The 23392-nt window shown below is 59.4% G+C and carries 22 protein-coding genes; 7 read left to right on the top strand and 15 right to left on the bottom strand.

The genetic code is table 11. From position 1 onward, the window contains the following. Positions 1-177 precede the first annotated feature (177 nt). From F8N36_RS10545 to mqnE, 7 genes are all read right to left on the bottom strand, one after another. Complete coding sequence (locus tag F8N36_RS10545; protein WP_291332771.1) at positions 178-873, bottom strand: Crp/Fnr family transcriptional regulator; 696 nt, start codon at positions 871-873, stop codon at positions 178-180. An 87-nt stretch (positions 874-960) separates the two neighbouring features. Then, a complete protein-coding gene (locus F8N36_RS10540) occupies positions 961-1290 on the bottom strand; it encodes a ferredoxin family protein (RefSeq protein WP_291332770.1) in 330 nt (109 codons plus the stop codon). 15 nt (positions 1291-1305) lie between these two features. Continuing rightward, a complete protein-coding gene (locus F8N36_RS10535) occupies positions 1306-3078 on the bottom strand; it encodes an adenylyl-sulfate reductase subunit alpha (protein WP_291332769.1) in 1773 nt (590 codons plus the stop codon). Between the two features lie 30 nt (positions 3079-3108). Then, entirely contained in the window at positions 3109-4656 is a 1548-nt protein-coding gene (locus tag F8N36_RS10530; protein ID WP_291332768.1) for a DASS family sodium-coupled anion symporter, read from the bottom strand. A 309-nt stretch (positions 4657-4965) separates the two neighbouring features. After that, positions 4966-5781 carry a menaquinone biosynthesis protein gene (locus tag F8N36_RS10525; RefSeq protein ID WP_291333075.1) on the bottom strand — a complete coding sequence of 272 codons (816 nt, stop codon included), beginning with the start codon at positions 5779-5781 and terminating at the stop codon, positions 4966-4968. 150 nt (positions 5782-5931) lie between these two features. Then, positions 5932-6984, bottom strand: a complete 1053-nt coding sequence (gene mqnC / locus F8N36_RS10520; protein ID WP_291333074.1) for a cyclic dehypoxanthinyl futalosine synthase — start codon at positions 6982-6984, stop codon at positions 5932-5934. 74 nt (positions 6985-7058) lie between these two features. After that, complete coding sequence (gene mqnE / locus F8N36_RS10515) at positions 7059-8198, bottom strand: aminofutalosine synthase MqnE (RefSeq protein WP_291332767.1); 1140 nt, start codon at positions 8196-8198, stop codon at positions 7059-7061. A gap of 84 nt (positions 8199-8282) precedes the next feature. Between mqnE and F8N36_RS10510 the strand changes: the two genes are divergently transcribed. Then, positions 8283-9128 carry a 1,4-dihydroxy-6-naphthoate synthase gene (locus F8N36_RS10510; protein ID WP_291332766.1) on the top strand — a complete coding sequence of 282 codons (846 nt, stop codon included), beginning with the start codon at positions 8283-8285 and terminating at the stop codon, positions 9126-9128. A gap of 150 nt (positions 9129-9278) precedes the next feature. Further along, positions 9279-10685 carry an MATE family efflux transporter gene (locus F8N36_RS10505; protein WP_291332765.1) on the top strand — a complete coding sequence of 469 codons (1407 nt, stop codon included), beginning with the start codon at positions 9279-9281 and terminating at the stop codon, positions 10683-10685. Positions 10686-10828: 143 nt separating this feature from the next. On the opposite strand, the gene F8N36_RS10500 is transcribed toward F8N36_RS10505, so the two are convergent. The 5 genes from F8N36_RS10500 to F8N36_RS10480 all read right to left on the bottom strand — a co-directional run bounded on the left by F8N36_RS10500 (position 10829) and on the right by F8N36_RS10480 (position 15700). After that, positions 10829-12388, bottom strand: a complete 1560-nt coding sequence (locus F8N36_RS10500; RefSeq protein WP_291332764.1) for a histidine kinase — start codon at positions 12386-12388, stop codon at positions 10829-10831. Positions 12389-12669: 281 nt separating this feature from the next. Further along, on the bottom strand, positions 12670-13068 hold the full coding sequence (locus F8N36_RS10495; protein WP_291332763.1) for a hypothetical protein: 399 nt from the start codon (positions 13066-13068) through the stop codon (positions 12670-12672). Between the two features lie 285 nt (positions 13069-13353). Then, positions 13354-13968, bottom strand: a complete 615-nt coding sequence (locus tag F8N36_RS10490) for a bifunctional nuclease family protein (RefSeq protein ID WP_291332762.1) — start codon at positions 13966-13968, stop codon at positions 13354-13356. Further along, positions 13962-15317: a tRNA (N6-isopentenyl adenosine(37)-C2)-methylthiotransferase MiaB gene (miaB, locus tag F8N36_RS10485; protein ID WP_291332761.1), complete on the bottom strand. Its 1356-nt coding sequence runs from the start codon at positions 15315-15317 to the stop codon at positions 13962-13964. Before miaB ends, F8N36_RS10490 begins: the two co-directional genes overlap by 7 nt. Positions 15318-15325: 8 nt before the next feature. Then, positions 15326-15700, bottom strand: a complete 375-nt coding sequence (locus F8N36_RS10480; protein WP_291332760.1) for a hypothetical protein — start codon at positions 15698-15700, stop codon at positions 15326-15328. A gap of 356 nt (positions 15701-16056) precedes the next feature. Here F8N36_RS10480 and F8N36_RS10475 point away from each other — a divergent pair, with 356 nt between their 5' ends. Further along, entirely contained in the window at positions 16057-16659 is a 603-nt protein-coding gene (locus F8N36_RS10475) for a hypothetical protein (protein ID WP_291333073.1), read from the top strand. Between the two features lie 104 nt (positions 16660-16763). Here the strand turns inward: F8N36_RS10475 and F8N36_RS10470 are convergent, their stop codons facing one another. Beyond that, a complete protein-coding gene (locus tag F8N36_RS10470; RefSeq protein ID WP_291332759.1) occupies positions 16764-17042 on the bottom strand; it encodes a DUF5334 domain-containing protein in 279 nt (92 codons plus the stop codon). Between F8N36_RS10470 and moaA the strand changes: the two genes are divergently transcribed. From moaA to F8N36_RS10450, 4 genes are all read left to right on the top strand, one after another. Then, complete coding sequence (gene moaA / locus F8N36_RS10465; RefSeq protein ID WP_291332758.1) at positions 17041-18120, top strand: GTP 3',8-cyclase MoaA; 1080 nt, start codon at positions 17041-17043, stop codon at positions 18118-18120. The genes F8N36_RS10470 and moaA overlap by 2 nt on opposite strands. A 125-nt stretch (positions 18121-18245) precedes the next feature. Continuing rightward, a complete protein-coding gene (gene ruvA / locus F8N36_RS10460) occupies positions 18246-18857 on the top strand; it encodes a Holliday junction branch migration protein RuvA (RefSeq protein WP_291332757.1) in 612 nt (203 codons plus the stop codon). Further along, complete coding sequence (ruvB, locus tag F8N36_RS10455; protein WP_291332756.1) at positions 18857-19858, top strand: Holliday junction branch migration DNA helicase RuvB; 1002 nt, start codon at positions 18857-18859, stop codon at positions 19856-19858. The genes ruvA and ruvB overlap by 1 nt, the downstream gene beginning before the upstream one ends. Before the next feature lie 69 nt (positions 19859-19927). Next, entirely contained in the window at positions 19928-20305 is a 378-nt protein-coding gene (locus F8N36_RS10450) for an ACT domain-containing protein (protein ID WP_291332755.1), read from the top strand. Between the two features lie 85 nt (positions 20306-20390). On the opposite strand, the gene F8N36_RS10445 is transcribed toward F8N36_RS10450, so the two are convergent. Both F8N36_RS10445 and F8N36_RS10440 read right to left on the bottom strand, forming a co-directional pair. Further along, complete coding sequence (locus F8N36_RS10445; RefSeq protein ID WP_291332754.1) at positions 20391-22454, bottom strand: heavy metal translocating P-type ATPase; 2064 nt, start codon at positions 22452-22454, stop codon at positions 20391-20393. A gap of 16 nt (positions 22455-22470) precedes the next feature. Next, positions 22471-22899, bottom strand: coding sequence for a metalloregulator ArsR/SmtB family transcription factor (locus F8N36_RS10440; RefSeq protein WP_291332753.1), 429 nt, complete (start codon positions 22897-22899; stop codon positions 22471-22473). Between the last annotated feature and the right edge of the window lie 493 nt (positions 22900-23392).

Below are 23392 nucleotides of genomic sequence, written 5' to 3'. Positions count from 1 at the left end.
GAAACTGGAATGGAGTTGGGAAAAACAGGATGTCCTGGTCACGCCCGCTGCGTGCTGGGGTCCCGCTCGTAATATCTATCACCCCAGTGTTGCGCAGGCTATAAGCTGCAAGATTATTGGGGCAGCGACAGAATTTTTTAAGCAGACAGCGAAAAGGCGCAGGTCGCGCGCGGGCAGCTAGAGCAGGTTGTGGTCGAGGCGGTAGATCATCTCGATGGGGTTGAGCAGCACTATGCGCCTGCCCGATGCCACAATCAGACCAGCATTGCGAAACTGCTGCAAGGTGGCGCTGACAGTGGGCTGGGTAGAGCCAACCATGGAGGCCAACTGCTCTTGCGGTATGTTGAGCGGAATTTCGCAGGGTTTGTTCCAGCCCTCGGTGGTGCGCAGGGTGTCGTAGGCCAGCGAAATGAGCAGGCTGGCAAGGCGGTTTGCCACGTCGCTGTTCTGGCGGCGCACAAGGTCGCCCATCTGGCGCAGTCTGCGTCCAAGCAGGGTGATAACGCTACGTGCAAGGGGGTAGTGCTCCTGCAGCATGGTTTCAAAATCCTGCCGGTTTATGGCGTAGAGTACAGAGGCGCTGGCGGTCTGCGCGCAGGCCTTGCGGGGCGAGTTGTTCAACACTTCTGAAATGCCAAAAATTTCGCCCTTCATACGCAGTGAAAAGGTCATTTCCTTGCCTGTGCGGTCCATACAATAAATGCGTATGAGGCCAGATTCTATGTAAAAACATAAATCTCCGGCGTCGCCTTCAAGAAAGACCATTTCGTTCTTGGGCAATTCAAGGCGCTGGGCATTTTTTAAAAAGGCGCTCTTGGCCTCGTCGATGCCCTTGAAAAAGTCTTCCTTTTCCAGATGCCAGAATGTGTCCATGAATATCCTTCCCTGTGTGGAGCGCCCGCGCCCAGCCGTGCAGATACGGCGGGACGCGGGCGTCTTTTTACAAGATACTCTGTGCTATCAGGCCTTGTCCAGCCGGTTCACATAGCGGTAGGTCTGTTCCTGACCGTTGATGTCGCGGCACTTCCAGATAATGAAGTTGGAGCCCATGATGGGGCGCAGCGTCGCCTTGAAGTAGCCCAACTGGTAGGGCATCTTGATTTCAAGCGCACCCGCCGGGCAGGCCTTGATGCAGGACATGCAGTCCCAGCAGTCGCGGGCGGCCCGCAGGTATGCCTTGCCGGTGGTGGGGTTCAGGGCCATGAGATCGCCGGGGCAAACTTCTTCGCAATGGGTTTCTTCGCGCCCGTTGCAGCCGTTGCATTTGTGCGTGTCGATTTTTGGCGGCATTGTCGTTCTCCTGACTTATGGCTTGTACCTGTCGCCGGGCAGCAGCTGCTCGTAGGGACGGGTAAAGGTTGTCATTTCTCCTGTCGCCGGGTCGCGGCGCGATTCCACAAAGCAGTCAAAGTTTTCGTCGTCGCGTTGCGGGTAGTCGGAACGGGTCTGCCAGCCAGCCCAGCGGGTTTCCTTGCGGGCCTTGAGGTGGTGCACCACGGCCTCGGCCACGTCCACGCGGTCCATGGTTTCGTTGGCCTGCATGAGGTCGTGCAGGTCAGTGGCGCGCAGGTACTTGAACTGGTCTTGCAGAATCTTGATGTGCCGCAGGGCGTAATCAAGCTGCTGCTCGTTGGCGCGATAAAACTGGCTGGAACCACCTGCGTATTCGTCCATGAGCCTTTGCAGGCGTTCCTTCATTTCTATGGGGCTCACGCCTTCTTCACCTCGCGTGAGCAGGGGGGCGTACACCCGTTCCTTTTCCTGTGCGACCTGGCCAGCATCGAGCACGGGGGCTTCGGCCACGGCCATGTATGCCAGAGCGCCGCGCGCGGCCAGCTTGCCCTCGGCGCAGCAGCCGCCCACAAACTTGTTGGGGTTGCCGCCAGCTGTTTCACCAGCTGCAAACAGGCCGGGCAGGGTTGTCATGCGTTCCATGTCCACCCAGTAGCCGCCGCCGGTGTGACCGCCCATGATGTAGGGGTCTGAACCGAAGATTTCGATGGGTTCCTTGGAAGGGTCCTGACCACGGCTGGCAAGAAAGAGCACGAAGGAAGGACGTTCGTTGAGGTAGTCTTCCATCATGGCCTTGGTTTTTTCGGGCGTCATGTTGGTGGTGTCGCAGAAGCAGGGACCGCGACCGGCCAGCCATTCTTCCATGGGAGCGTTGGCGCGGATGTAGCGCGGGGCCGCATCACCGCCAAGGCCGGCGTAGCGGCTCATGACGCGTTCGCCCAGCGAGTTGATGATGGGCGCGCCGTAGCCCACAGAGATGGTATCCACAGGGCCGCAAAAATCCTTGGTACGCGTGGCGACCCAGCGCTGCTCAAGGCTGGTGAGTTCCGCGCCCTGGCGCAGGCCCATGGCATAGCCGGAACCAACGCAGTAGGGACACATCCAGATTTGCGAGCCGCTGTCGGTAGAGTCGGCGGTGTACGATTTGTACAGTGTGCCAGCGCCGCCGGTGCTCACCACTGTGGCCTGGGCGCGGAACACGTAAAACTTGCCGTCACGCACGCCAAAGCCGGTAGCGCCGGTGCAGCGGCCATTGTGTGCCAAAAGACCCGTAGCGGCCACGCGGTTGTACACATCTGCGCCGGTTTCAAGGGCTTTTTCGGCCATGATGGGCTTGAGCTGCTCGCCGTGGATGGAAATATCCCACTTGCCACGGTAGCGGATGTTGCCCTGTTCATCCCTGAGAATGGGCAGGCCCCAGCGCTCGAGGTCTTCAACGCATTCGTTGAGCTCACGGGCGTTGGAAAGGGACAGATCTTCGCGCAGAGGGCCGCCGCCCACCTGCGAACGGCTCCAACGCACGAGGTCTTCGGGCGTCTTGCCTGCCGGAATGTAGGTGTTGATGGCGTCCATGCCGGCAGAACACGCGCCAGAGCGCATGATGTCGGCCTTTTCCACAATAACGATCCTGGCAGCGGGATTAAGTTTTGCGGCCTCGGTCGCCACAAAGCAGCCCGCGTTGCCGCCGCCGATGATCAGCAGGTCGGCGGTTACCTCAACGGTTTCAATGTCGTTCAGGCTGGTTGGCCGAAAATCGACCGCATGGGTTGTTTTTATGCGTGCCATAATGTCCTCTCGGGCAAAGGGTTGGAGCGATTAAAAAGGCCAGGGCGCGGCGGGATTCCACACGGGCATGCCAAGCAGGGCATACCAGGGGGCCATGACGCATACGCCGTAGGCAATGGCGATAAGCACAGCCACAGAGCCTACTTTGGCGTAGTCAGAGGAAGAGAAGGTTTCGGTGCTGTGGGCAATGACAGCGGCGGTGATCTGCGTGGGCAGCAGGTAGGCAAAGGTGTCGGTGTCGCACACCAGCATGGTAAAGGCCACGGGGTGCAGACCAAGCTTGGGAGCCATGGCGAATACCACGGGGGCCAGCATGGCCACGGCAGCCACGTTGGAAAGCATGCCCAGGCGGATGATGTGGGTGCCCACCATCATGGTCAGCAGGGTCTGCCACCAGTTCATGCCCACAACCATGCTGTGGATGTGGTCGGCAAGCCACTGCGCCACACCGGCCTGGGTCATGGCGGTGGTCATGGTCATGGCGCCACCCAACAGCAAAAATGTGCCCCAGATGGTTTTTTGCTGCACGGCCTTCCACGTGCAGGGCATCATGCCGGGCGCAAACAGCACCATCATGCCCACCAGGCCGATAACCCCCAGGGGCTGCCGGTGCAGTTCATAGATAAAGCTGCCCTTGCCCGTCACAAACATGAAACCGACCAGCAGAAAAATGCCCAGAAGGGTTTTCTCGGCCATGCTCATGGGGCCAAGTTCCTTGTAGCTTCTTTCGATGGTGGCAGAGCCGCCCGCAATGGAAACGCAGTTGGTCTTGAAGTAGTAGCGCGTCCACCAGTTGGTCAGCACAAACATGCCAAGATACGGAAACTGCAGCAGCATCCAGTTGAGGAAGTTGACGTTGGTGTAGCCGTTCTTTTCAAAAATACCCACCAGGATCATGTTGGGCAGGTGGGCTGTCATGATGAACATGCCGCAGATCATGGAGCCGTAAACCAGCGACTGGATGACAAGGGCCTTTTTGGCGGCGCGCTCTTCAGGTGTGTCACCCAGAAGGTTGCAGATGCCCTGCACCACGGGCAGCAGGGTGGCGGCGCGGGCGTTGGCCGCCGGAACCAGAAATCCCAGCACAATGTTTACAAAGAACATGCCCCAGATAACCCGGCATACGGAAGAAGCCCTGAAGCGGGCCAGAATGCCCAGCGCAATGCGGCGGTCAAGGCCGATGAGCTGCATGACCGCAGCAACCATAAAGGCAAACAGGCACAGCCAGATAACGTGGTCGGTGAACCCGGCAAAGATGATCGCCATGGGCGGCTTGCCGTTGTTCCAGGGCAGGGCCTGGGTGATCAGCAGCATGGTGGGAATGGAAATACCGGTCACGCCTGCGGGCATGGCTTCGCTCACCCACATGATGCTGGCCCATACCACAATGCCCAGAACTGCCATTCCGTTGTGGGTAAGGCCTTCAAAAGGGGGAATCACTGTCCACAGTACAAAGAACGCAAGCCATGCAAGGGCAAAACCGGTGAAGGCGCGCACGGGGTTTTTGCCCCTATTACGAATATTTTCACAAAGATAGCCCGAAAAAGACCGCCCTGCGGCGGAAGGAACCTGAGTCATATACCTACCCCACGATAAAAGAGTGTTCAGTACGCGCGTGGGCACTGACACTAGGGCAGTACTGGCTTCCATTCCATCTGCTGGATGATAATTTGGCGAAAATTCTTGGCCCGGCTGTTGCTTTGCGGGCAATCTGCGGCCTGTTCTCAGCTCAGAATGCGGCGTACTTGCGCTAACAACATACTGAATTGCTATGTAGATGAGGCAAAAAAGAGCAGCCCGACCTCTGGGTTCGGGCTGCTCCGCGCGCGATAATTTTTTTGCCTGGCGGCAAATTTTTTCAGATGAAAAAATGAGCGAAGCGAACAATTACAGCTTGAAGAATTCCAGAGCCGGAGCCGTGGCGATCATGCCCGCATCGGCCAGCATCTGATAAAAAAGGCTCAAGCCGCGCTGTTCTTCCTCGCCCAGAGTGTAGACAAGGCCCTTGCTGTAGTAAAAGGCCAGCTCATCGCGCGAAAGAGGGCAACCGTGGGCCGTGAGGTCGAGAATCACGTCCATGTGTTTGAGGCCCCAGTCGCGTCCCTGCCGCAGTAGTGCGCCGGGGTCGCTGGTAAACAGCTTTGCTTCTGCGGCGGCGCGGCTGACCACCCACAGACCAAAAATAAAGGGCAGACCTGTCCAGTCGCGCCAAGCCTCGGCGAGGTCAAGGCGGTAAGGATAATCGGGGTGGTTGCGCAGGCGCAGGGCTTCGTCGCCAATGGCCAGAAAGGCCACAGGCGGTTTTTCACCGCGCAGGGCAGGGGTAACCTGCCCGGTGGAATAGCTGACATTGAGCTTGAACCTGTCACGCATGATAAGACGCAGCAGGGCAACCGATGTGTGGGTTTCACCGCTGATTAGGATTTCCTGTCCTTCAAGCTGGTCAAAAGGCACACGCGAGAGCAGCAGCACGCTCATGACCGGCCCGCGTGAGCCGATGGAAAGGTCTTCTATGAGCTGGTAGCGCTCTGGGCGGCTAGCGTATTCAAAGCACGAGCACGAAGAAACATGCAGTTCACCACGCGCCATCATGGTGTTGAGCAGCGCGGGCGGGCCGGAAACCAGCTCGTAATCGTGGGGTAGAATACCCGCTTCAAGCGGGTGATAGATGGGCAGTACGTTGAGATAGCCAATGCGGCCCATGCGCAGAACGGGGGGATTTTTTACTTGCGTGGTCACGGGGCAGTCACCTTTTGCCAGGGGCGAAGCCGATGGACAGGCTTGATGTGCGGCAAAAATGTGTTTCCGGGGGCGAACCCCCGGAAACATGGAACAGACAGTGGAAATGAATTGTTACACTTCAGGCTGGGGAACCACTGGCGTGTAGTTCATGGTGCGCTGCACAGGGGTGAAGCCCGCCGTGCGGATGACCTTGTGGATGTCCTTACGGTCCATGCGGAAGGAAACCCCGGCGGCTGCCACCACGTTTTCTTCGATCATCAGCGAGCCGAAGTCGTTGGCACCGTAGAACAGGGCCAGCTGGGCCACCTGCGGTCCCATGGTCACCCACGAGGCCTGGATGTTGGCGATATTGTCGAGCACCAGACGCGAGACGGCCAGCAGGCGCAGATAGGCGGGCGCGGGCAGCGGGTCGACGTCGATGCGTGTGTGCGCAGGCTGGAAGGTCCACGGAATAAAGGCTGTAAAGCCTTGGGTGCGGTCCTGCACTTCGCGTACGGCAAAGAGGTGGTCGAGCCGGTGGGCAGGGGTTTCCTCGTGCCCAAACATCATAGTGGCGGTGGTGCGCAGGCCCAGTTTGTGAGCTTCTTCCATAACGCCAAGCCACTGTTCGGCGGTGCATTTGTTGGGCGAAACCTGGGCGCGTACGCCAGTATGCAGAATTTCCGCTCCACCGCCAGGCAGGGATTGCAGGCCAGCTTTTTTCAGGCGGCGCAGCACTTCCGGCACGGAAAGACCGAATTTTTCGGACCAGAAAAAGATTTCTGGCGGCGAAAAAGCGTGGATGTGCAGCTGGGGCCAGGTGTCGTGCATCCAGCGCAGCAGGTCTTCGTACCATTCCAGTGGCAGATCGGGGTGGTGCCCACCCTGCAGCAACACCTGCGTGCCGCCGAGGGCCAGGGTCTCCTCGATTTTTTCTGCCATTTCTTCACGGCTGATCACATAGCCGCCTTCCTGATCGGGCGCGCGGAAAAAGGCGCAGAAGCGGCAGGCGCACACGCACACGTTGGAATAGTTGATGTTGCGGTCGCCCACGTAGGTCACGATGGGGTCGGGGTGCATGCGCAGACGCATGGCGTGGGCCAACTGGGCAAGTGTGTGCAGGCTAGCCTTGTAGTACAGGGCCTCGGCGGCGGCGCGGTCCAGGCGCTGGCCGCTGGCAGCCATGGCTACGGCTTTACGCACGTCTTCAAATTCTGCGCTCTGTTCGTCAAAGGGGCTGTGCGCGGGAAAAAACGTACTCACTGGCGCGCCTCCGAGGGGTCGTCGTTCAGGGTGTTGAAGGTGGCGTTGCGCCGCACAGGGGTAAAGCCCGATTCGCGTATTAGGTGCTCCAGCTCCTCAATGGTCATGCCCTGGGCAGACTGCGCGCCAGCCATGTGGCCGATGCGTTCTTCAATGATGGTTCCATCCAGGTCGTCGGCACCGTACCACAGGGCAACGGGAGCCAATTTGGGGGCCATCATGATCCAGTAGGCCTTGAGATGGGGAATGTTGTCGAGCATGAGGCGCGAAACAGCCACCGTGCGCAGCTGGTCAAGCCCGCGCTGGGGGCCAACCTTGTCTTCCGGCAGCTTCAGGCGGCTGTGCTCGGTGAGGAAGGGCAGGGGAATGAAACAGGTAAAGCCGCCGCTCTTGTCCTGCTGCTCGCGCAGGCGGCAGAGGTGGTCGATGCGGTGCTCGTACGTTTCGATATGCCCAAACAGCATGGTGCAGTTGGTGGCAATGCCAAGGCTGTGGGCCTCGCCCTGAATGCGCAGCCATGCCTTGGCATCTGCCTTGTGGGGGCAGATTTGCGGGCGTATCTGCTCGTCAAAAATTTCCGCGCCGCCGCCGGGCATCATCACGAGGCCAGCATTCTGCAGGCGCTTGAGCACCTCAAGGGTGCTGATGCCCTCAAGGCGGGCAAAGTGCTCGATTTCAACGGCGGTAAATGCCTTGACCGGCAGGTTGGGGTTAAAGGCCCGCACCGCGCGGATCATTTCTTCAAACCAGGCCAGGGGCCGGGTGGGGTGGCAGCCGCCAACAATGTGCAGCTCGTCGAGATGCAGGGGCGTTGCGTCCGCCGCGCGCAGGCGCGTGAGCACGTCGTCGAGGCTCATGGCGAATGCGCCCGGTTCGTCCTCTGTATCGCGGCGAAAGGCGCAAAATGTGCAACCGTTGACGCACACGTTGGTGTAGTTGATCTGTCGGTTGACCACATAAAAGGCCTTGTGCCCGTGCAGGCGGCAGCGCACGTGCAGGGCCAGCGCGCCCACTGCGGTAATGTCGGGGCAATTGAACAGGGTAAGCCCGTCTTCGGGCGAAAGCCGCTCCCCGGAGAGCACCTTTTCGCGGATAGACGAAAGGCCCAGTGCGGCGTAGTATGTTGCGTCGAGCATATTTGAATCCTGTGCATGGATTGGGGGCAAAATGCCGCTCGCAGATTAAGCCCCGCCGCCGCACGCTGTCAATGTGAGGAAAAAATGTCTGCCTTGCCGCCGCAAAACCTGTCTTTTGGTCTTTCGCCCTGTCCCAACGATACTTATATCTTCCACGCCATGCTGCACGGGCTTGTGCCGATTCCCGCTCCTTTCAAGCCGCACATGGCCGATGTGGAAGAACTGAACACTCTTGCGCGGCAAAAGGCTCTGGACGTAACCAAGATGTCGCTTGGCGCAACCACAGAGATAATGCAGGATTATGCCCTGCTGTCTTCTGGCGCGGCGCTGGGCTGGGGCTGCGGCCCCCTTGTGGTGGCCCGCAAAAATTTGAAGCCCGAAGACTGGCGCAACGCCACGGTGGCCGTGCCCGGCCTGATGACCACGGCCAACCTGTTGCTGACCCTGCACGGCGGTTTTCAGGGGCCGCGCAAGGAGATGCTGTTCAGCGACGTGATGGCTGCCGTCACAAACGGCGAGGCCGATCTTGGACTGATTATCCATGAGGGGCGCTTTACCTATTCCCGGCAGGGCCTTGTAAAGCTGCTTGATCTGGGCCAGTGGTGGGAGGCCGAATTTTCGTTGCCCCTGCCGCTGGGGGCCATTGCCGTAAGGCGCGATCTGCCGATAGCCCTCGCCCGGCGCGTGCAGAACACCATTACGGCCAGTTTGGCCTACGCCAATGCACACCCAAATGATTCGCGCGAATTCATACGCGCCCACGCGCAGGAGATGGACGAAAGCGTCACCAGCGCCCACATCAAGACCTTTGTGACCGACTTCAGTCTTGATCTTGGTCCCTCTGGCCGTGCGGCCATTGAAACCCTGGTGGGCCGTGCAGCGGCAATCATGGGTAAAACCCTGCCTTCCGAAGGGCTGTTTCTGCGTTAGCAGCTGGGGCAAAACCCACCCTTATCCTTCATAACCCTTTTTACTTCCGGTTTCGCGCGTTGCGGCGCGGACGAAACAAGTTTTACCCCGGTTTGACCGGGCTGCTCTGGCGCTGGCCCTGCCGCGCCATGGACCACCTGTGAGAGAGTTATGTTTGCAAAATATTTTTCGCTTTCCGAGGCCCGCCGGTTTTATTCGGTGGGTCTGCCCATCTTCATAGCCCAGCTTTCGCAGACGGGCATGACCTTTGCCGATACGGCCATGAGCGGGTTGTACAGCGCCCAGGCTCTGGCTGCCGTTGCGGTTGCCGGTTCCATATGGGCTCCTGTGGCCCTGCTGGGCATAGGCTGCCTGCTGGCGCTCTCACCCTTGAGCGCACAGCTTGTGGGTTCCGGGCGGGCTGACCGCGCGGCGCATCTGTTGCGTCAGGGTCTGTGGCTTACCCTGGGCCTGAGCATCGTGCTGGTAAGTTTTTATTACGCAGTATCATTCCATTTGGAGGTTTTCGGCCTTGAGCCAGAGCTGGCCGAAATGGCAGGGGGGTACCTGCGCGCCATCATGTGGGGTTTGCCGGGTTTTCTCTTTTTTGTGAATCTGCGCAGCTTTCTTGAAGGCTTTGCCCGCACGCGTCCGGCCATGGTTATCGGGTTGCTTGGGCTGGCGCTCAATGTGCCCTGCAACTATGTGTTCATTTACGGCAAGTTCGGCTTGCCAGAACTGGGTGGCGTGGGCTGCGGTGTGGCCTCGGCCATCAGCTTCTGGTTTATGGGCCTGTGCATGCTGTACTATTTACGGCGCGACCCGCAGTACAAAAGCCTTGGGCCGCTGTTTGCCCCCTTGTTCCGGGGCGGCAGCGCGTGCGGCCCACGGTTTGACGGCGCGCTGGTGCTGCGGGTGCTGCGTATTGGTCTGCCTGGGGCGCTGGCCCTGTTTTTTGAAGTGTCGCTTTTTGCTCTCAGCGCCATATTGCTGGCCCCGCTGGGTACGGTGATGGTGGCCGGTCACCAGATCGCGCTCAATTTTGGCGCTCTGGTGTTTATGGTCCCGCTTTCCATCAGCATGACGGCTACCATACGTGTGGGCCGCTGCCTTGGTGCGGGACAGGCCGAACGCGCCAAAACTGTTGCCCGCACGGCCCTGAGCCTGAGCGTTGTTTTTGCCCTGCTCATCGCCCTGCTTACGGTGCTGTGCCGCAATGGTATTGTGGCCATTTATACGGAAGACGCCGCCGTGGCAGCGCTGGCCGTGCAGCTTTTGCTGTATCAGGCGGCTTACCAGATTGTGGACGGCCTGCAGGTGACGGGCATAGGAATTCTGCGCGGGCACAACGACACGCGCATCATTTCCGTCATCTGTTTTGCGGCCTACTGGATTATCGGTCTGCCCCTTGGCTTTGCGCTGGCGCGCACGAATCTGCTGATTCCTTCCATGGGGGCGGCGGGCTTTTGGGTGGCCTACATTGTGGCGCTGGGATTTGGAGCGGTATGCTACTTGCTGCGGGTGCGGCATCTGCATTCCCTCGCACCCGACGACATGCTCTTGCGCGTAAAGCGCTAGGCAAAGTACCTTTTGCCTGCGGGCAAAATTAAAGGGCCTTTTTTACACCGGTCGCGTGCCATTGGCGCATGCTTCCTGTGTAAAAAAGGCCCGGGCTTATTGTACTTGCCGCCATGCGGCAGTGCCAGAAGGGGGCGCTTGCGCTATTTGCGGAAGGCCTGCTTCCAGGTAAATTTGACGATGGACATCATGTCGCTGAGGCTGCTCTTGCCGCCAAAGGGGCCGCTTGCACTCTTGCCCCGGGCAAGCGGATCAAGCAGGGGCGGAATGGGTGTGCCCGCCGGGGTGATCTTTTGCGAGCCACCCTCGTCGTTGCGGTCAGACTGACCGGCAACGCCATTTGATTGCCCGGCAGAAGCGCCAGACTGCGCGGGAGCCGTGCCGTCCTGTTCGCCCCACAGGGATATGACCGGCGCAGTTGCCCCCTGCCCTGCGCGCAGCGTTCCAGACCGGGCGGCAACGCCCTGCTGCGAGGGCGGGTCGTCATATTCATCTTCGGCCAGGGCAATGCCCACCTGCCCACGCTGGCGCGCACCCGAGCGCGGCACACGTGCCGTACCCGCACCTGCTTGCTGACCAGCGGCGGAAGCGGGAGGCGTGGCAAGCTGGGACAATGAATCCTCGGGCGCATCGGTCGCCGTGCTGTCTGCTTCTTCGCGCGAACGCGCGTTTCTGCCTGCCCGCCACTGGCGTTCTACCGCATCTTCAAGCTTTTTGGTTTCGGCCTCCACAGCCAGACCATCAAGCGTGGTGCGTATTTCTTCGCTCAGAGCCCGGGCGTCTGCTCCCAGTGCCTGCTCAAGGCAGGTCTCCATGCTCGCAAGCATTTCGGCTGAGGTGTCGGCTGCAAGGCATATCTGGGCCATGCGCTCGGTAATCTGCTGGCGTGGTGTAATTTCGTAGCCCTGGGCAAGAATGCCTGCGGCCTGATCGTAGTTGCCCTGGCGCATCTGCTGCAGAGCCTCTGACAAAAAGGGGCTGCGTGCGTTGGGGTCTTCCTGCAGCATGCGCCCGTATACGGCCCGCGCCCGGTTCCACTGGCGGGCGCGCACAAAGGTGGCTGCGGCCTGTGAAAGGTAATGCCGGTAGCGCGCCATATCACCCTTGCCCTTCCACGCTGCGGCCATGCCAAGTTCGGCCTTGCCCTGAATAAGCGCGCCGCGCATGGCCCGCTGGAAGGCGTTGATGGCGCTGTTCCATTTGCGCTGTTCAAGGCATTGCATGCCTACGCGAAAGTAGTCTTCGGGTTGGCGTATGGGTTTGAGCAGAATGCCGTAGGTGGCCAGGGCATCGTCAAAAGCTCTGGTGGTAGTAAGCTGCCCCGCCTTGTCCAGATCGTCCAGTGAGGGACGTGTGGCAACGAGAAAATCGAGATGTGCCTTGAGCTGGTCTATGGAGTAGGGGCGCGCAAGCAGGGCGCTGGCTCCGCAGCCAAGGGTACGAAGTTGTTCCACTTCGCTGTCGTGCGGCAGTATGAGCAGCACGGGCATGTCGAGCAGCATGGGGTGCAGGCGCATGATGGCGCAAAACTGTTCGCCTTCCATGTCTGAAAGCCGCTGCGAGCAAACTACAACGTCGGGCTGAAAAGAGGGAGGGGCTTCGTCCAGACCAGCCAGTATACGGGCTGCCGCAACGCCAGAGGTAAGGCCTTCTATGCGGTCTGCTCCCACCTCGCGCAGGGCGCGCCGATCGAGAGCGGCCATAGATTCGCTTTCGCTGAGGAGCAGAACATGTATCTGACGTGGGCGGGTCATGCGAGTCCTTGCCAGACAGACCTGTTGAAGCCCGCTGGTGCAGTGTGGCGGGCGGGGTCTTCCGTAAAAAGACTATATCCCCTGCCGGAGGCATGCGCAAGAAAACTGCGGTGTAAAATTTATGAAATCACGGTTACAATGCTGTTGTAACCTGCATATTTTAAAAAATAATATTGTTTATCCGAGGGTTGGTTGCAGGAATAGGCAAGCCCCCTTGCCAGAGGCTTGCGCTAGTTGGCAAAGGGAATGATGCGGGCGCGAGGTGTGTCGTCGCTGGCGCCCTCAAAGTGCGTAGGGGGGGTAATAACCGTGTGGCAGTAGGGGCAGTGGAGTGTGCCCTTGCTGCGCTCAAGGCGGATAAGCCCGCCCTCGTGGTCGTAGCAGTGCGGGCAGAAGGGCCCCAGGTTTATGTCTTGCGCCTTGAGCCAGTACAGACCGTTGCGCCGGAACAGGTTGCACGAAAGCCTCATGGCTTCCTCAAGCGTCTTAAGCCGGGTCTGCAGCAGGTTTACCTCGTCGTGCAGGGCGATACTGCGCGACTGCACTTCCATGAGCAGACGGCGGGCCTGTTCGTCTCGACCAGAGGCGAAAAGATCGTTGATTTCTTTGAATAGACGATAGTGCAGCATGGTTCATTTCCCCATTGCTGCTCATATCGGAGCCGGGCAGTATATCTTTAGGGCGCTGAAAGCCGCCATTGGCGCGAGATCGAAAATTTTATCTGTACTTTCGGTTTGTTGCGGCGGGCAAAAAAATTTAGATTATTTGTAGACTTGGCCCGCAACCCTGCTGGCGCAAGGCCCGGCGGGAAAAATGGCGGCAAAAAAAGCGGACTGGCGGCGAGGTGCAGCCAAAAGTATGATGGCAGCGGCCAGAAACAGCCGCCTGCAATAAAAACAGGGTGTTGCGCAGGGCTACATTTTGCGCCGCGAAACAGGGTCAAGAGAGCGCAGCAAGTCGCGATATCGGGTTTCTTCATCGGCAGAAAGCGATGTAGGCAGCTCGCCGTTGCGCATCAGCGCTCCGCTCAGCATGTCGGCTTCCTTGCGGGCTCCCGCGCGGCGCACCATGTCCGTGGCCGCGTCGGGCACGGGAGTACTTACTTCAACAGCCGTACCCTGTTCGACTTTTTGCTGCTCTTCGGCCGAGAGACGCAGCACTTCCTCCTCCACCAGAATGGGAGCAGCGGCGCGCATGGCAAGGGCAATGGCGTCCGAGGGGCGGCAGTCTATGCGGGTTCTGCCATCCGGGCCAGAGAGTACCAGCACGGCATAGTATGTGCCTTCTCGCAGGTCGTTGATTTCCACGCGCCGCAGCTCGGCCTTGAAGGCTTTGAGCGTCATGAGAAAAAGATCATGCGTGAGCGGGCGGGGCAGGCTTTCGTTGTTGAGTACCAGCGAAATGGCCATGGCCTCCATGGCGCCGACCCATACGGGCAGCACGGCGTCGCCGCTGGCCTCGCGCAGCACCACGATGGGCGTTTTGCTTTGCGGGTCGATGGTGAGGCCGAAAACGCGCATTTCTACCATGGTTCCCCCAGTCGTTGGGCCATGAGGCTGTGTTTTTTGGCCTGGCTGACGCGCACCCGAACCAGACGGCCCGTGTGGTCTGCCTGAGCGGGCAGTTCCACGTGCACAGGCGCGCCGTAGGGGTCGCGCCCCTGCCAGCTGGGTTCCGGCCCCTGACCTTCCTTGGGGCTGCGGTTTTCAATAAGCAGGGTTGTTTCGTCGTCAACCCGCTGCTGCAACCAGCGCGCGCCCAGCTCGTCCTGAAGTGCCTGAAGGCGGAGCAACCTGTCCTGTGCGACCTCGGCGGGAATCTTGTCGGGAAACAGCGATGCCCGCGTGCCCGGCCTGTCGGAATAGCAGAAGGAAAAACTGGACATGAAGTTGCTGGCGCGCATCATGCTCAATGTGTCCTGAAAATCCTGTTCTGTTTCGCCGGGAAAGCCCACTATAAGATCTGTGGAAAGGGCCAGATCGGGCCGCGCCGCGCGCAGACGTTCCACAAGGTCAAGAAAGGCCGCGCTGTCGTAGCGACGTTTCATGCGGGCCAGCACCGCATCTGAACCGGCCTGCATGGGCAGGTGCAGGCGGGGGCACAGCTGAGGCAGTTCCGCAAAGGCGGCTATGTCTTCCGGCCCCATATCCTTGGGGTGCGGGGTGACGTAGCGCAGGCGTTCAAGACCCGGCAGGGCGGCCACTTTGTGCAGCAGGGCGGCAAAGCTTGTGCCGTCGCCGCTTTTGTCCTGCCCAAAGGCGTTGACGTTCTGCCCCAGCAGGGTGATCTCCCGCGCGCCATTGTCGAGCAGTACCTTGCATTCATCAATGATTGCAGTGCTGCTGCGCGATTTCTGGCGGCCACGGGTAAAGGGCACTATGCAGTAGGCGCAAAAATTGTCGCACCCCTGCATGATGTTGGCATAGGCCACGGCACCGCTGACCACGCCGGGTTCGGTTGTGGCCTCGCGCTCCACGTACTGGCTGGTGAAGTCGAGCAGAGAGAGACGCTGGGCGGGGTTTTCGAGCAGACGCTCGATGGCCTGCGGAGCATTGCCAATGCCGTCGCTGCCCGCCACAAGGCGCACCTGGCTTTCTTTTTCAAAAATGCTCTCGCCCAGTTGCTGGGCCACGCAACCGGCCACGCACACCAGTACGGCGGGGTTGCCGCCCGTAACCTGGCGGATGCGGCCAAGTGTGCTCATAACCTTCTGTTCCGGCTTTTCGCGCACGGAACAGGTATTGACCACCACCACCTGTGCGTCTTCGAGCGGCGCTTCAAAAAAACCGCGAGCGCCAAGGGCACGCCCCAGCCAGTGGGAGTCGTGCACGTTCATCTGACAGCCAAAAGTGATGATATGGTACGTCTTTTCAATCATGATGGTTGTTACTGCTCTATGTCCAGGTCTGCGTCGTACATGCCTGACGCGCTTTCTTCTTCAAGGGCGGCCACGCGGTCTTCAAGCCAGTCGAGCACGGCGCGGGCCGTGTGGTAGTTGAGCAGTATGCGGCTGTGGATGCAGCGGTTTACTTCGCGCGCGTCCATGTCGCCGGGGGTCATCTCGTGGCCGATGGAGCCGTCGGGGGCCACCAGTTGCTCAGAAAAAGCGGGCAGGGCGTCACTTTCGTGATAAAAATTCATTTCAATCTCGCCCTGCGGGTTTATACCGCCCCAAACACCGTGGGCTGTTTGCAGTCTTGCGCTTTCATCCATCTGATATTTATAGCGGATCTTTGCGGGGTGGTCACTGGGCTTGTTCATGCGGCATCCTTGTGGTGTGTGGTATCGGGGCCAGACCGCAGGCTGAGGCCCCGTTTGCAGCTACATCAGTTGTGCGGCAATTGCATATGATAAAAAAGAGCCCCTGCCAAGTAAAGGCGGCTGTGTGATCGCAGAAGGCGGCGTAATACGGCACGGCCTAACCCCGGAGCAAGGCGGCATAAAAAGGTTCAAAAACGGTCTGTAGCGCGTAAAATGCTCATGCGGCCCCGTTCTGGCGGTCATGTACCAGCCTTGTCGCGGCAAACATGCCCTTGACGATGCCCATTGCATGGATAGAATATCAGGTGCGGCTCATAAGCACGGCCAGGCGCGGCAGCGCATGGGCAAATCAGGCAATGAGCACCCAAGGAGAGCAAGTGAGCGAGGCAAGCAGCAAAGCGTATGAAATCCGGCAGCATGAAATGCAGCCCTATTTTGATCTTGAAGCCTTCATGTCCATGAGCAAGGAAACACGCCTCGGCGGTGCTGTTCTTGAGCGCCTTGTGGGCCTATGGGGCGAGTGGCTGCCGCAGTTGAACGTGAGCGAGATTGTGGCGGGAAAAATTTCGTATCTGGTGGTATGGCTGCCGGAAACAGTGGAAAATCAGGTTGACGAAGCCTGGGGCAAATCTGCCTCTGACGGTTTCATGATCAACAACCTTGCCCAGTTCATGTGCATGGCCGCCGTGCAGGAAGCCCTGCCGCAGGTGGAAGAAGCGGGCTGTGCGCCTTCACCGCGCCCCACCGAAACCCTGCGCGAAGCGCTGGCTTCTCTGGGTATCGAATACCGCGAGGTGTTCGGAACGCTCACGCGCCGCTATGCCGTGGTTACCCACTATCCCTTCAAGGGCGGCTGCGAGATCTGCCATTTGCAGGCCCAGTGCCCAAAGGGGCAGGGACAGGCCGAGAGCCCCAGCATTCTTTTGCCGGGCCACGAGGCAGGATCGGACGAGAACTAGAAGTTTGCCTGGACGGCTGCGGTTAAAAGGCCGCAGCTGTCTTTGCTTGCAGGCCGCGGGTGCGGGCACAGGCAGCGGCAGAAAAAAGGCTTTTTGCAGCGCCGCTAGCGGCCTTCCATTACAAGGGTGCGGGCTACTCCGGCTGGCGTACGTACCACAAGCTCCACTGTGCGGGCATTGCGGACAACAGATTCTACCAGGCAGGTTTCTGTGGCATCCTTGTCGTAGTTGCGCACATCCACTGTGTCGCCCTTGGAGGGAGCACGGTCGGGGATGACTTCTACAAGGTCGGCGGAATCGGCATCAAAACCGTCCCAGGCCAGAGCGGGTATGGTCATGCAAAGGCAGCCCAGCAGGGCGGCTCCGAATAGCAGGTGTTTCATGCAAACATGTGTAAATCCATTTGCCCCTCTTGGCAACTGTACGGCTTCGGGCAATGAATTACGGGCAGTTGAAAGCTCCGGCCCGCTGTGTGACGCGCATGGCCGCGTAGTACGCTACCTGCGTCTTTCAGTCACAGATCGCTGCAACCTGCGCTGCGCCTACTGCCGTAGCGAAATAAACCAGAAGTTCATACCCCACCCCAAGGTGCTGCGGTATGAGGAAATGGTGCGCCTTGTGGGTATGATGGCCTCGCTGGGCGTTTCAAAGGTGCGGCTGACCGGCGGTGAACCCTTTGCCCGCAAGGGCTGTGAAGAACTCTTGCACCAGCTGCATTCGCGTTACCCCTCTCTTGATCTGCGCCTTACCACCAACGGAACCCTGCTTGAGCCGCACATTCCCCTGCTGCGCTCGGTGGGTGTGAGCGCCGTAAACCTTTCGCTCGACAGTTTTGACCGCGACACCTTTGCCAGGGTCACCGGGCGCGACATGCTGGCCGCGGTGCTGTCTTCGCTGGACGGCCTGCTGCGGGCGGGCATTCGCGTAAAGATTAATGCCGTAGCCATGCGCGGGGTCAACGACGGGCAGATGGACGATTTTGTCCATGCCGTGCGCACCATGCCCGTGGACCTGCGCTTTATCGAATTTATGCCCATGGGCAGCGGCACGCTCTGGGGGCCGGAAACCTTCTGGTCGGCGGAAGACATACGGGCAGAGGCCGAGCGCCGCGTGCAGCTTGACCCTGTGCAGGACAGCAGCGCAGAGGCTGGCCCCGCCAAAATGTTTGCCGTGCGCGGCGGCAAGGGGCGGCTGGGGTTCATTACCGCTGTTTCGTGTCACTTCTGCGGCACGTGCAACAGGTTGCGCCTCACCAGCGACGGCAACCTGCGCACCTGTCTTTTTGACGACAGAGAGTATCACCTGCGCGGCATTCTGCGCAGCCCCCGCTTTGACGACGCCCAACTGGCCCGCGTTGTGCGTATGGCCTGCGCCGGCAAGCCCATTGGCGCCGATCTGCTCAAGGCCCGCAAAAAGGGTGCAGCCGTGGCCGACAAGCACATGGTGGGTATTGGCGGCTAGCCCTCTGTAAAATCCTGCCGGGAGTAGCATGGCAAGCGCCATTTGAAACCCTCCGCCTTTCAGTCTATGCTTCCGGGCAGTTTATGCTTTTGGGGCTAGCAACCTTTACTTTTCGCAAGGAATCCATGATCGCCTATCTTGAAGGCCGACTGGCCGAAATATGGGGCAATGCCTGCCTGATCGTTACCGAGGGTGGCGTGGGCTACGAAGTGGCCCTGCCTGCCCATACGCTGGCCGCCCTGCCCGGCAGGGGGGAGCCCCTGGCTCTGTACACAAGTCTTGCCGTGCGTGAAGACGCGCTGGAACTTTTTGGCTTTGCCACGTTTGAAGAGCGACAGACCTTTGAGGTGCTGGTTTCCATCTCCAAGGTAGGCGCGCGCACTGCTTTGGGCATTCTTTCCATTTTCAGGCCCGACGACCTGCGCCGTGTGGTGCTGGAAGACGACGTGCTGGCCCTCACCCGCGTTTCGGGCATTGGCAAAAAAACCGCCGAGCACGTTTTTCTGGAGCTCAAATACAAGCTCAAGGTCGAGGATGTGCCGCAGGCTGCGGTGCTGAGCTCTGGCACGAGGCCCGGTTCGGTGTTTCGTGATGTGCTCGACGGCCTTGGCAACCTTGGCTACGAGCCGGACGAGTGCGCCCCGCTGGTTAAAAAACTGCTGCACGAAGAGCCGGATCTTGACGTTACCGGTGCACTGCGCGCCTCCCTCAAGGCGCTCGCCAGAGGTAAGGCCTGATGTCTGATTCCACCAGTCAGGACTTTGCCTGCGCCACAGACTGCGGCACGGGCATCGACGAAAGTGTTCGCCCCCGCAGCCTTGACGATTTTATCGGGCAGGACGAGTTGCGCGCCAACCTGCGCGTGTACCTTGGCGCAGCGCGAGAGCGAGGCAAGGCCCTCGATCACACCCTTTTTTACGGCAACCCCGGTCTTGGAAAAACCACTCTGGCACAGATCATGGCATCCGAGCTGGGCGTCAACCTTGTGTGCACATCGGGGCCGGTACTTGAGCGTAGCGGCGATCTTGCCGCCATCCTCACCAATCTCAACCGGCACGACATCCTTTTTGTGGATGAAATCCACCGCATGCCCATTGCCGTGGAAGAAGTGCTGTACCCAGCCATGGAAGACTTCAAGCTTGATCTTGTGATCGGGCAGGGGCCTGCGGCGCGCACGGTCAAGATTGATCTTGAGCCCTTTACCCTTGTGGGGGCCACCACTCGCATGGGCTTGATATCTTCGCCGCTGCGCGACCGGTTTGGTATTGTGGCGCGGCTTGAATACTACACGCCCGACGATCTGGCCCGCGTGGTGCAGCGCACGGCGCGCATTCTTGGGGTGGAGGTGACCACCGACGGCGCGGCGGAAATTGGCCGTCGTTCACGCGGCACGCCCCGTATTGCCAACCGGCTGTTGCGCCGTGTGCGCGACTTTGCGCTGGTGCACGGCGACGGCATGGTGACTGGCGACCAGGCCTCGGCTGCGCTGAAGCGCATGGATGTGGATGAGCTGGGTCTTGACCAGATGGACCGCAAGCTGCTGGAAGTGCTCATCAAGCATTACGACGGCGGGCCAGTGGGCATCAAAACCCTGGCGGTGGCCTGCTCGGAAGAAGTGCGTACCATTGAGGATATTTACGAGCCCTATCTCATACAGTGCGGTTTTTTGAAACGCACTCCACGGGGGCGCATGGCAACGGCTCTGGCTTACCGGCACTTGAAAATGCTGCTTTCTTAGGTGTATGCTCGTTCCGGCCCAAACTTCCCTGCACGGGATAACTTGACGGCATAAACAGACGGAGTAAGCATGCGGCTACAAATAATTGAAGGAAAGTTCAGCGTTTGCAAGGTCGAGAACCTGCGTGCCGTCAATTTTAACATTCCGTGGCTCTTTGTGGGCAAGACAGATGCCGAAATTTCGGTGGTGTGTCTGACTGTGGATGTGCCCCACGCCACCCTTGCCCGAGAGGACGGCTGGCGCGCCCTGCGAGTGGCCGAAAAAATGGATTTTGTCCTCACCGGCGTGATGGCGGGTATTTCAACAGTGCTGGCAAAGGCGGGCATCAGTATTTTTGCCGTTTCCACCTTTGATACGGATTATATACTTGTAAAGGCCGAGAATCTTGATCTGGCCCAAACAGCGCTTGAAGCGGGCGGTTACAGCATCGAGAACCCGGTGCGTTAGTCCGGCTGTTTTGTCCGGCAGCAATCGTATCCATATAAAGAACAGCGGGGGAAGAAGCCAGTGCTCCTTCCCCCGCTGTTCCTGGCTAGTTTTCTATCTTGCCTGCGCGGGCAGCGTTAAGCACGGCCATCAGCGCCACGCCCACATCAGCAAATACGGCTTCCCACAGGCCGGAGAGTCCCACGATGCCAAGGGCCATGAACAGCCCCTTGATGCCCAGCGCCATGACAATGTTTTGCCACACGATGGTTCGGGTGCGGCGTGCTATGCGCAAAAGCTCTGGCAGGCGGGCGGGGTTGTCGTCCAGAATCACCACGTCGGCTGTCTCAATGGCCGCCTCTGCGCCCAGGCCGCCCATGGCCACGCCCACGCCGGCTGTTGCCAGCACCGGGGCATCGTTGATGCCGTCGCCCACAAAGATGGTATTCTTTACCGGGCCAAGGGCTTCGAGGGCTCCGGCCTTGTCTTCGGGCAGCAGGCCTGCGCGCAGCGAATCAAGCTTGAGCTGTTGGGCCACGGGGCGGGCCTGTTCTTCCCGGTCGCCCGTGAGCATGACAATCTGTTGCACGCCAAGATGGCGCAGGTCTTCAATGGCCTGCGGCGACTGCGGCTTGAGGCGGTCGGCCACCACCAGCGCGCCCAGCACCTTGCCATCCCTTGCAACGTGTACCACGCTACCGGGGAGGTTCACCTCCATTGGGGTAAGCCCACGGCTTGTCAGCAGGGCGGCGTTGCCCGCCAACAGCTCCGCTGCGGCTGTGGCGGCTACCACGCCCATGCCGGGCACTTCCTGCATACTGGTGAGGGATGCGTCGTCAGTAATAATTCCATGGTTGTGCGCGGCACGCAGGATGGAACGCGCAATGGGGTGATTTGAACGGCTCTCTGCCAGAGCGGCTGCGGCCAGCAGGTCTGTCTCTGCAATGCCAGGGGCGGGCAGCAGGGCGTTTACTTCAAACACTCCTTCGGTGAGGGTTCCGGTTTTGTCCAGAGCCGCCACGCGGATGTCGCGCAGGCTGTCGAGCACAGCGCCGCCCTTGATAAGTATGCCCCGTCGCGAGGCTGCACCGATGCCGCCAAAGTAGCCAAGCGGAATGGATATGAGCAGGGCGCAAGGGCACGAAATAACCAGCAGCACCAGGGCGCGGTATATCCACTGCGAGAAGGGGCCAAGCCCAAACAGTGGCGGCAGCACTGCCACCAGCAGGGCGATGCCGGTTACGGCCGGGGTGTACCAGCGGGCCATGCGGGTGATGAAACGCTCCGTGGGAGCCTTGCGGGCCACGGCGTTTTCCACCATCTCAAGTATGCGTGCAATGGATGAATCGGCAAAAGCCGTGGTAACTTCCACACGTAACGCAGCGTTAAGATTGATGGTTCCGGCCAACACGCGGCTGCCGGGGGCTATGCGCTGAGGTACGGATTCGCCTGTAAGGGGCGAGGTATCAACCTGTGATTCGCCTTCAAGCACAGCTCCATCCAGAGGAATCTTTTCGCCTGGGCGTACTAGAATGTGGCTGCCGGGGCCAAGAACCTCCGGTTCCACGTCGCGCGTGCTGCCATCGGCCAGCATTTCATGGGCAACACTAGGCCGGGCCGCAAGCAGGGCTTTGATGGAGCGGCGCGAGCGCCCTGCGGCGCGTTCCTGCACAAATTCACCCACGCAGTAAAACAGCATCACGCCTACAGCCTCGGGCAGTTGCCCCAGAGCTATGGCCGCTATGGTCGCGCCGCCCATCAGTGTGAATTCATTAAAAAAGTCGCCCTTCAAAATGCTCTTGAAGCCAACGCGCAATACCTCATAGCCACACAATATATATGGCAGGGCGTAGAATACGGCTATGACGAGCCAGCTTGGCATGAAGGCTTCAAACTTGTCGTCTGCAACCATACCGATGGCAAACAGCAGGGCAGAGATGCCCATTTTAATCAGCTCGCGCCTTTGATCTTCCGGGCCGTGTTCGTGGTCGTGATCGCTCGAGCAGCAGGCGCAGCTGTATTCCTGATCTGCGGCAGTGTCAGTGGTTGGGGTGGGTGTGCAACACGAGCAGCCGTGGTCTTGATCGCAAGATGGCCCTTTGCTGGGTACGGGGCCGCATGAAGCGCAGCAGGCTGTGGCCTGCAAGGGAGCAAGCTTGGTGGAATCCATTAAGAGTCTCCTGAAATTACGGCTGGTTGCCGTGCTGTGCTGCCGCTTCTTCCTCGCTGCCGTCCGGTTGGTCGGCAGGTACGGGAATATGCTTTTGCTTGAAAAATTCATGGATGTTCGTGTTATGTGAAATGCCAGGCAGGGTAGCGTCGTCCTGCAATATCTGCGGGCAGCCGGCCAGCTCACGTATGGTGAGCGCAAGCGCATCGCGTACGCAATCCACTGGTTTGGCGGGCAATCGGTAGTAAACCCAGCGTCCATTCTTGATGCTCTCGATCAGTCTGGCCTGGCGCAATATAAAGAGATGCTTGGATGTGGTGGATGCTGCCAAGCCCAAAAGCGTGGTTATCTCGCAAACGCACAGAGGGCGTTGGCGCAACGCCATGAGTATCCGCAGGCGGTTTTCATCTCCAAGAGCCCGAATTATTGAGACATATGTGAGCATAAACAAAACCCCTCAGGAAGGTGGATGTCTTTTTCAATTCGTTATATGGCGAAATGTAAGGCGAGTGCGGTGGCAAGTCAAGCACAATTCGCCAGATAACGAAATATTGTGGATACTGCTCGCCCTCGGGGCATCTGTGGGTGCTTCATTATTGATTGATGGGTGGCTTTATGGTGGAAGGGTGGGGTGGGGTGCGGAAATTGGCGGTTGTTGGGGCTTTGCGGGGAAGATTTGATGAATTTTGGTTTTTGTGTTGACACGCTAGGGGTGTTTGCTTAAAGTGCTTTTCTCGCGTCACGGGAATGACACATTGCGCAGGGCGATTTGGTCTGGATGCAAAAAAGTGGTTGACTTGTGAGGCGAGGGGGAGCATAAACGCTCCTCGCGATTGAAGAAAACGACTGCTTCTCACGGCGAAACAAAAAGTTTCGCGAAACGGGAAAAAAGTGGTTGACTTCAAAAGCAAAGGGGAGCATAAACGCTCCTCGCGATT

Origin of the sequence: Desulfovibrio sp. (assembly GCF_009712225.1) — a bacterium.
GTDB lineage: Bacteria > Desulfobacterota > Desulfovibrionia > Desulfovibrionales > Desulfovibrionaceae > Desulfovibrio.
The sequence above is the reverse complement of the archived record's forward strand: the minus strand, read 5'-3'. Positions and strand labels throughout refer to the sequence as shown.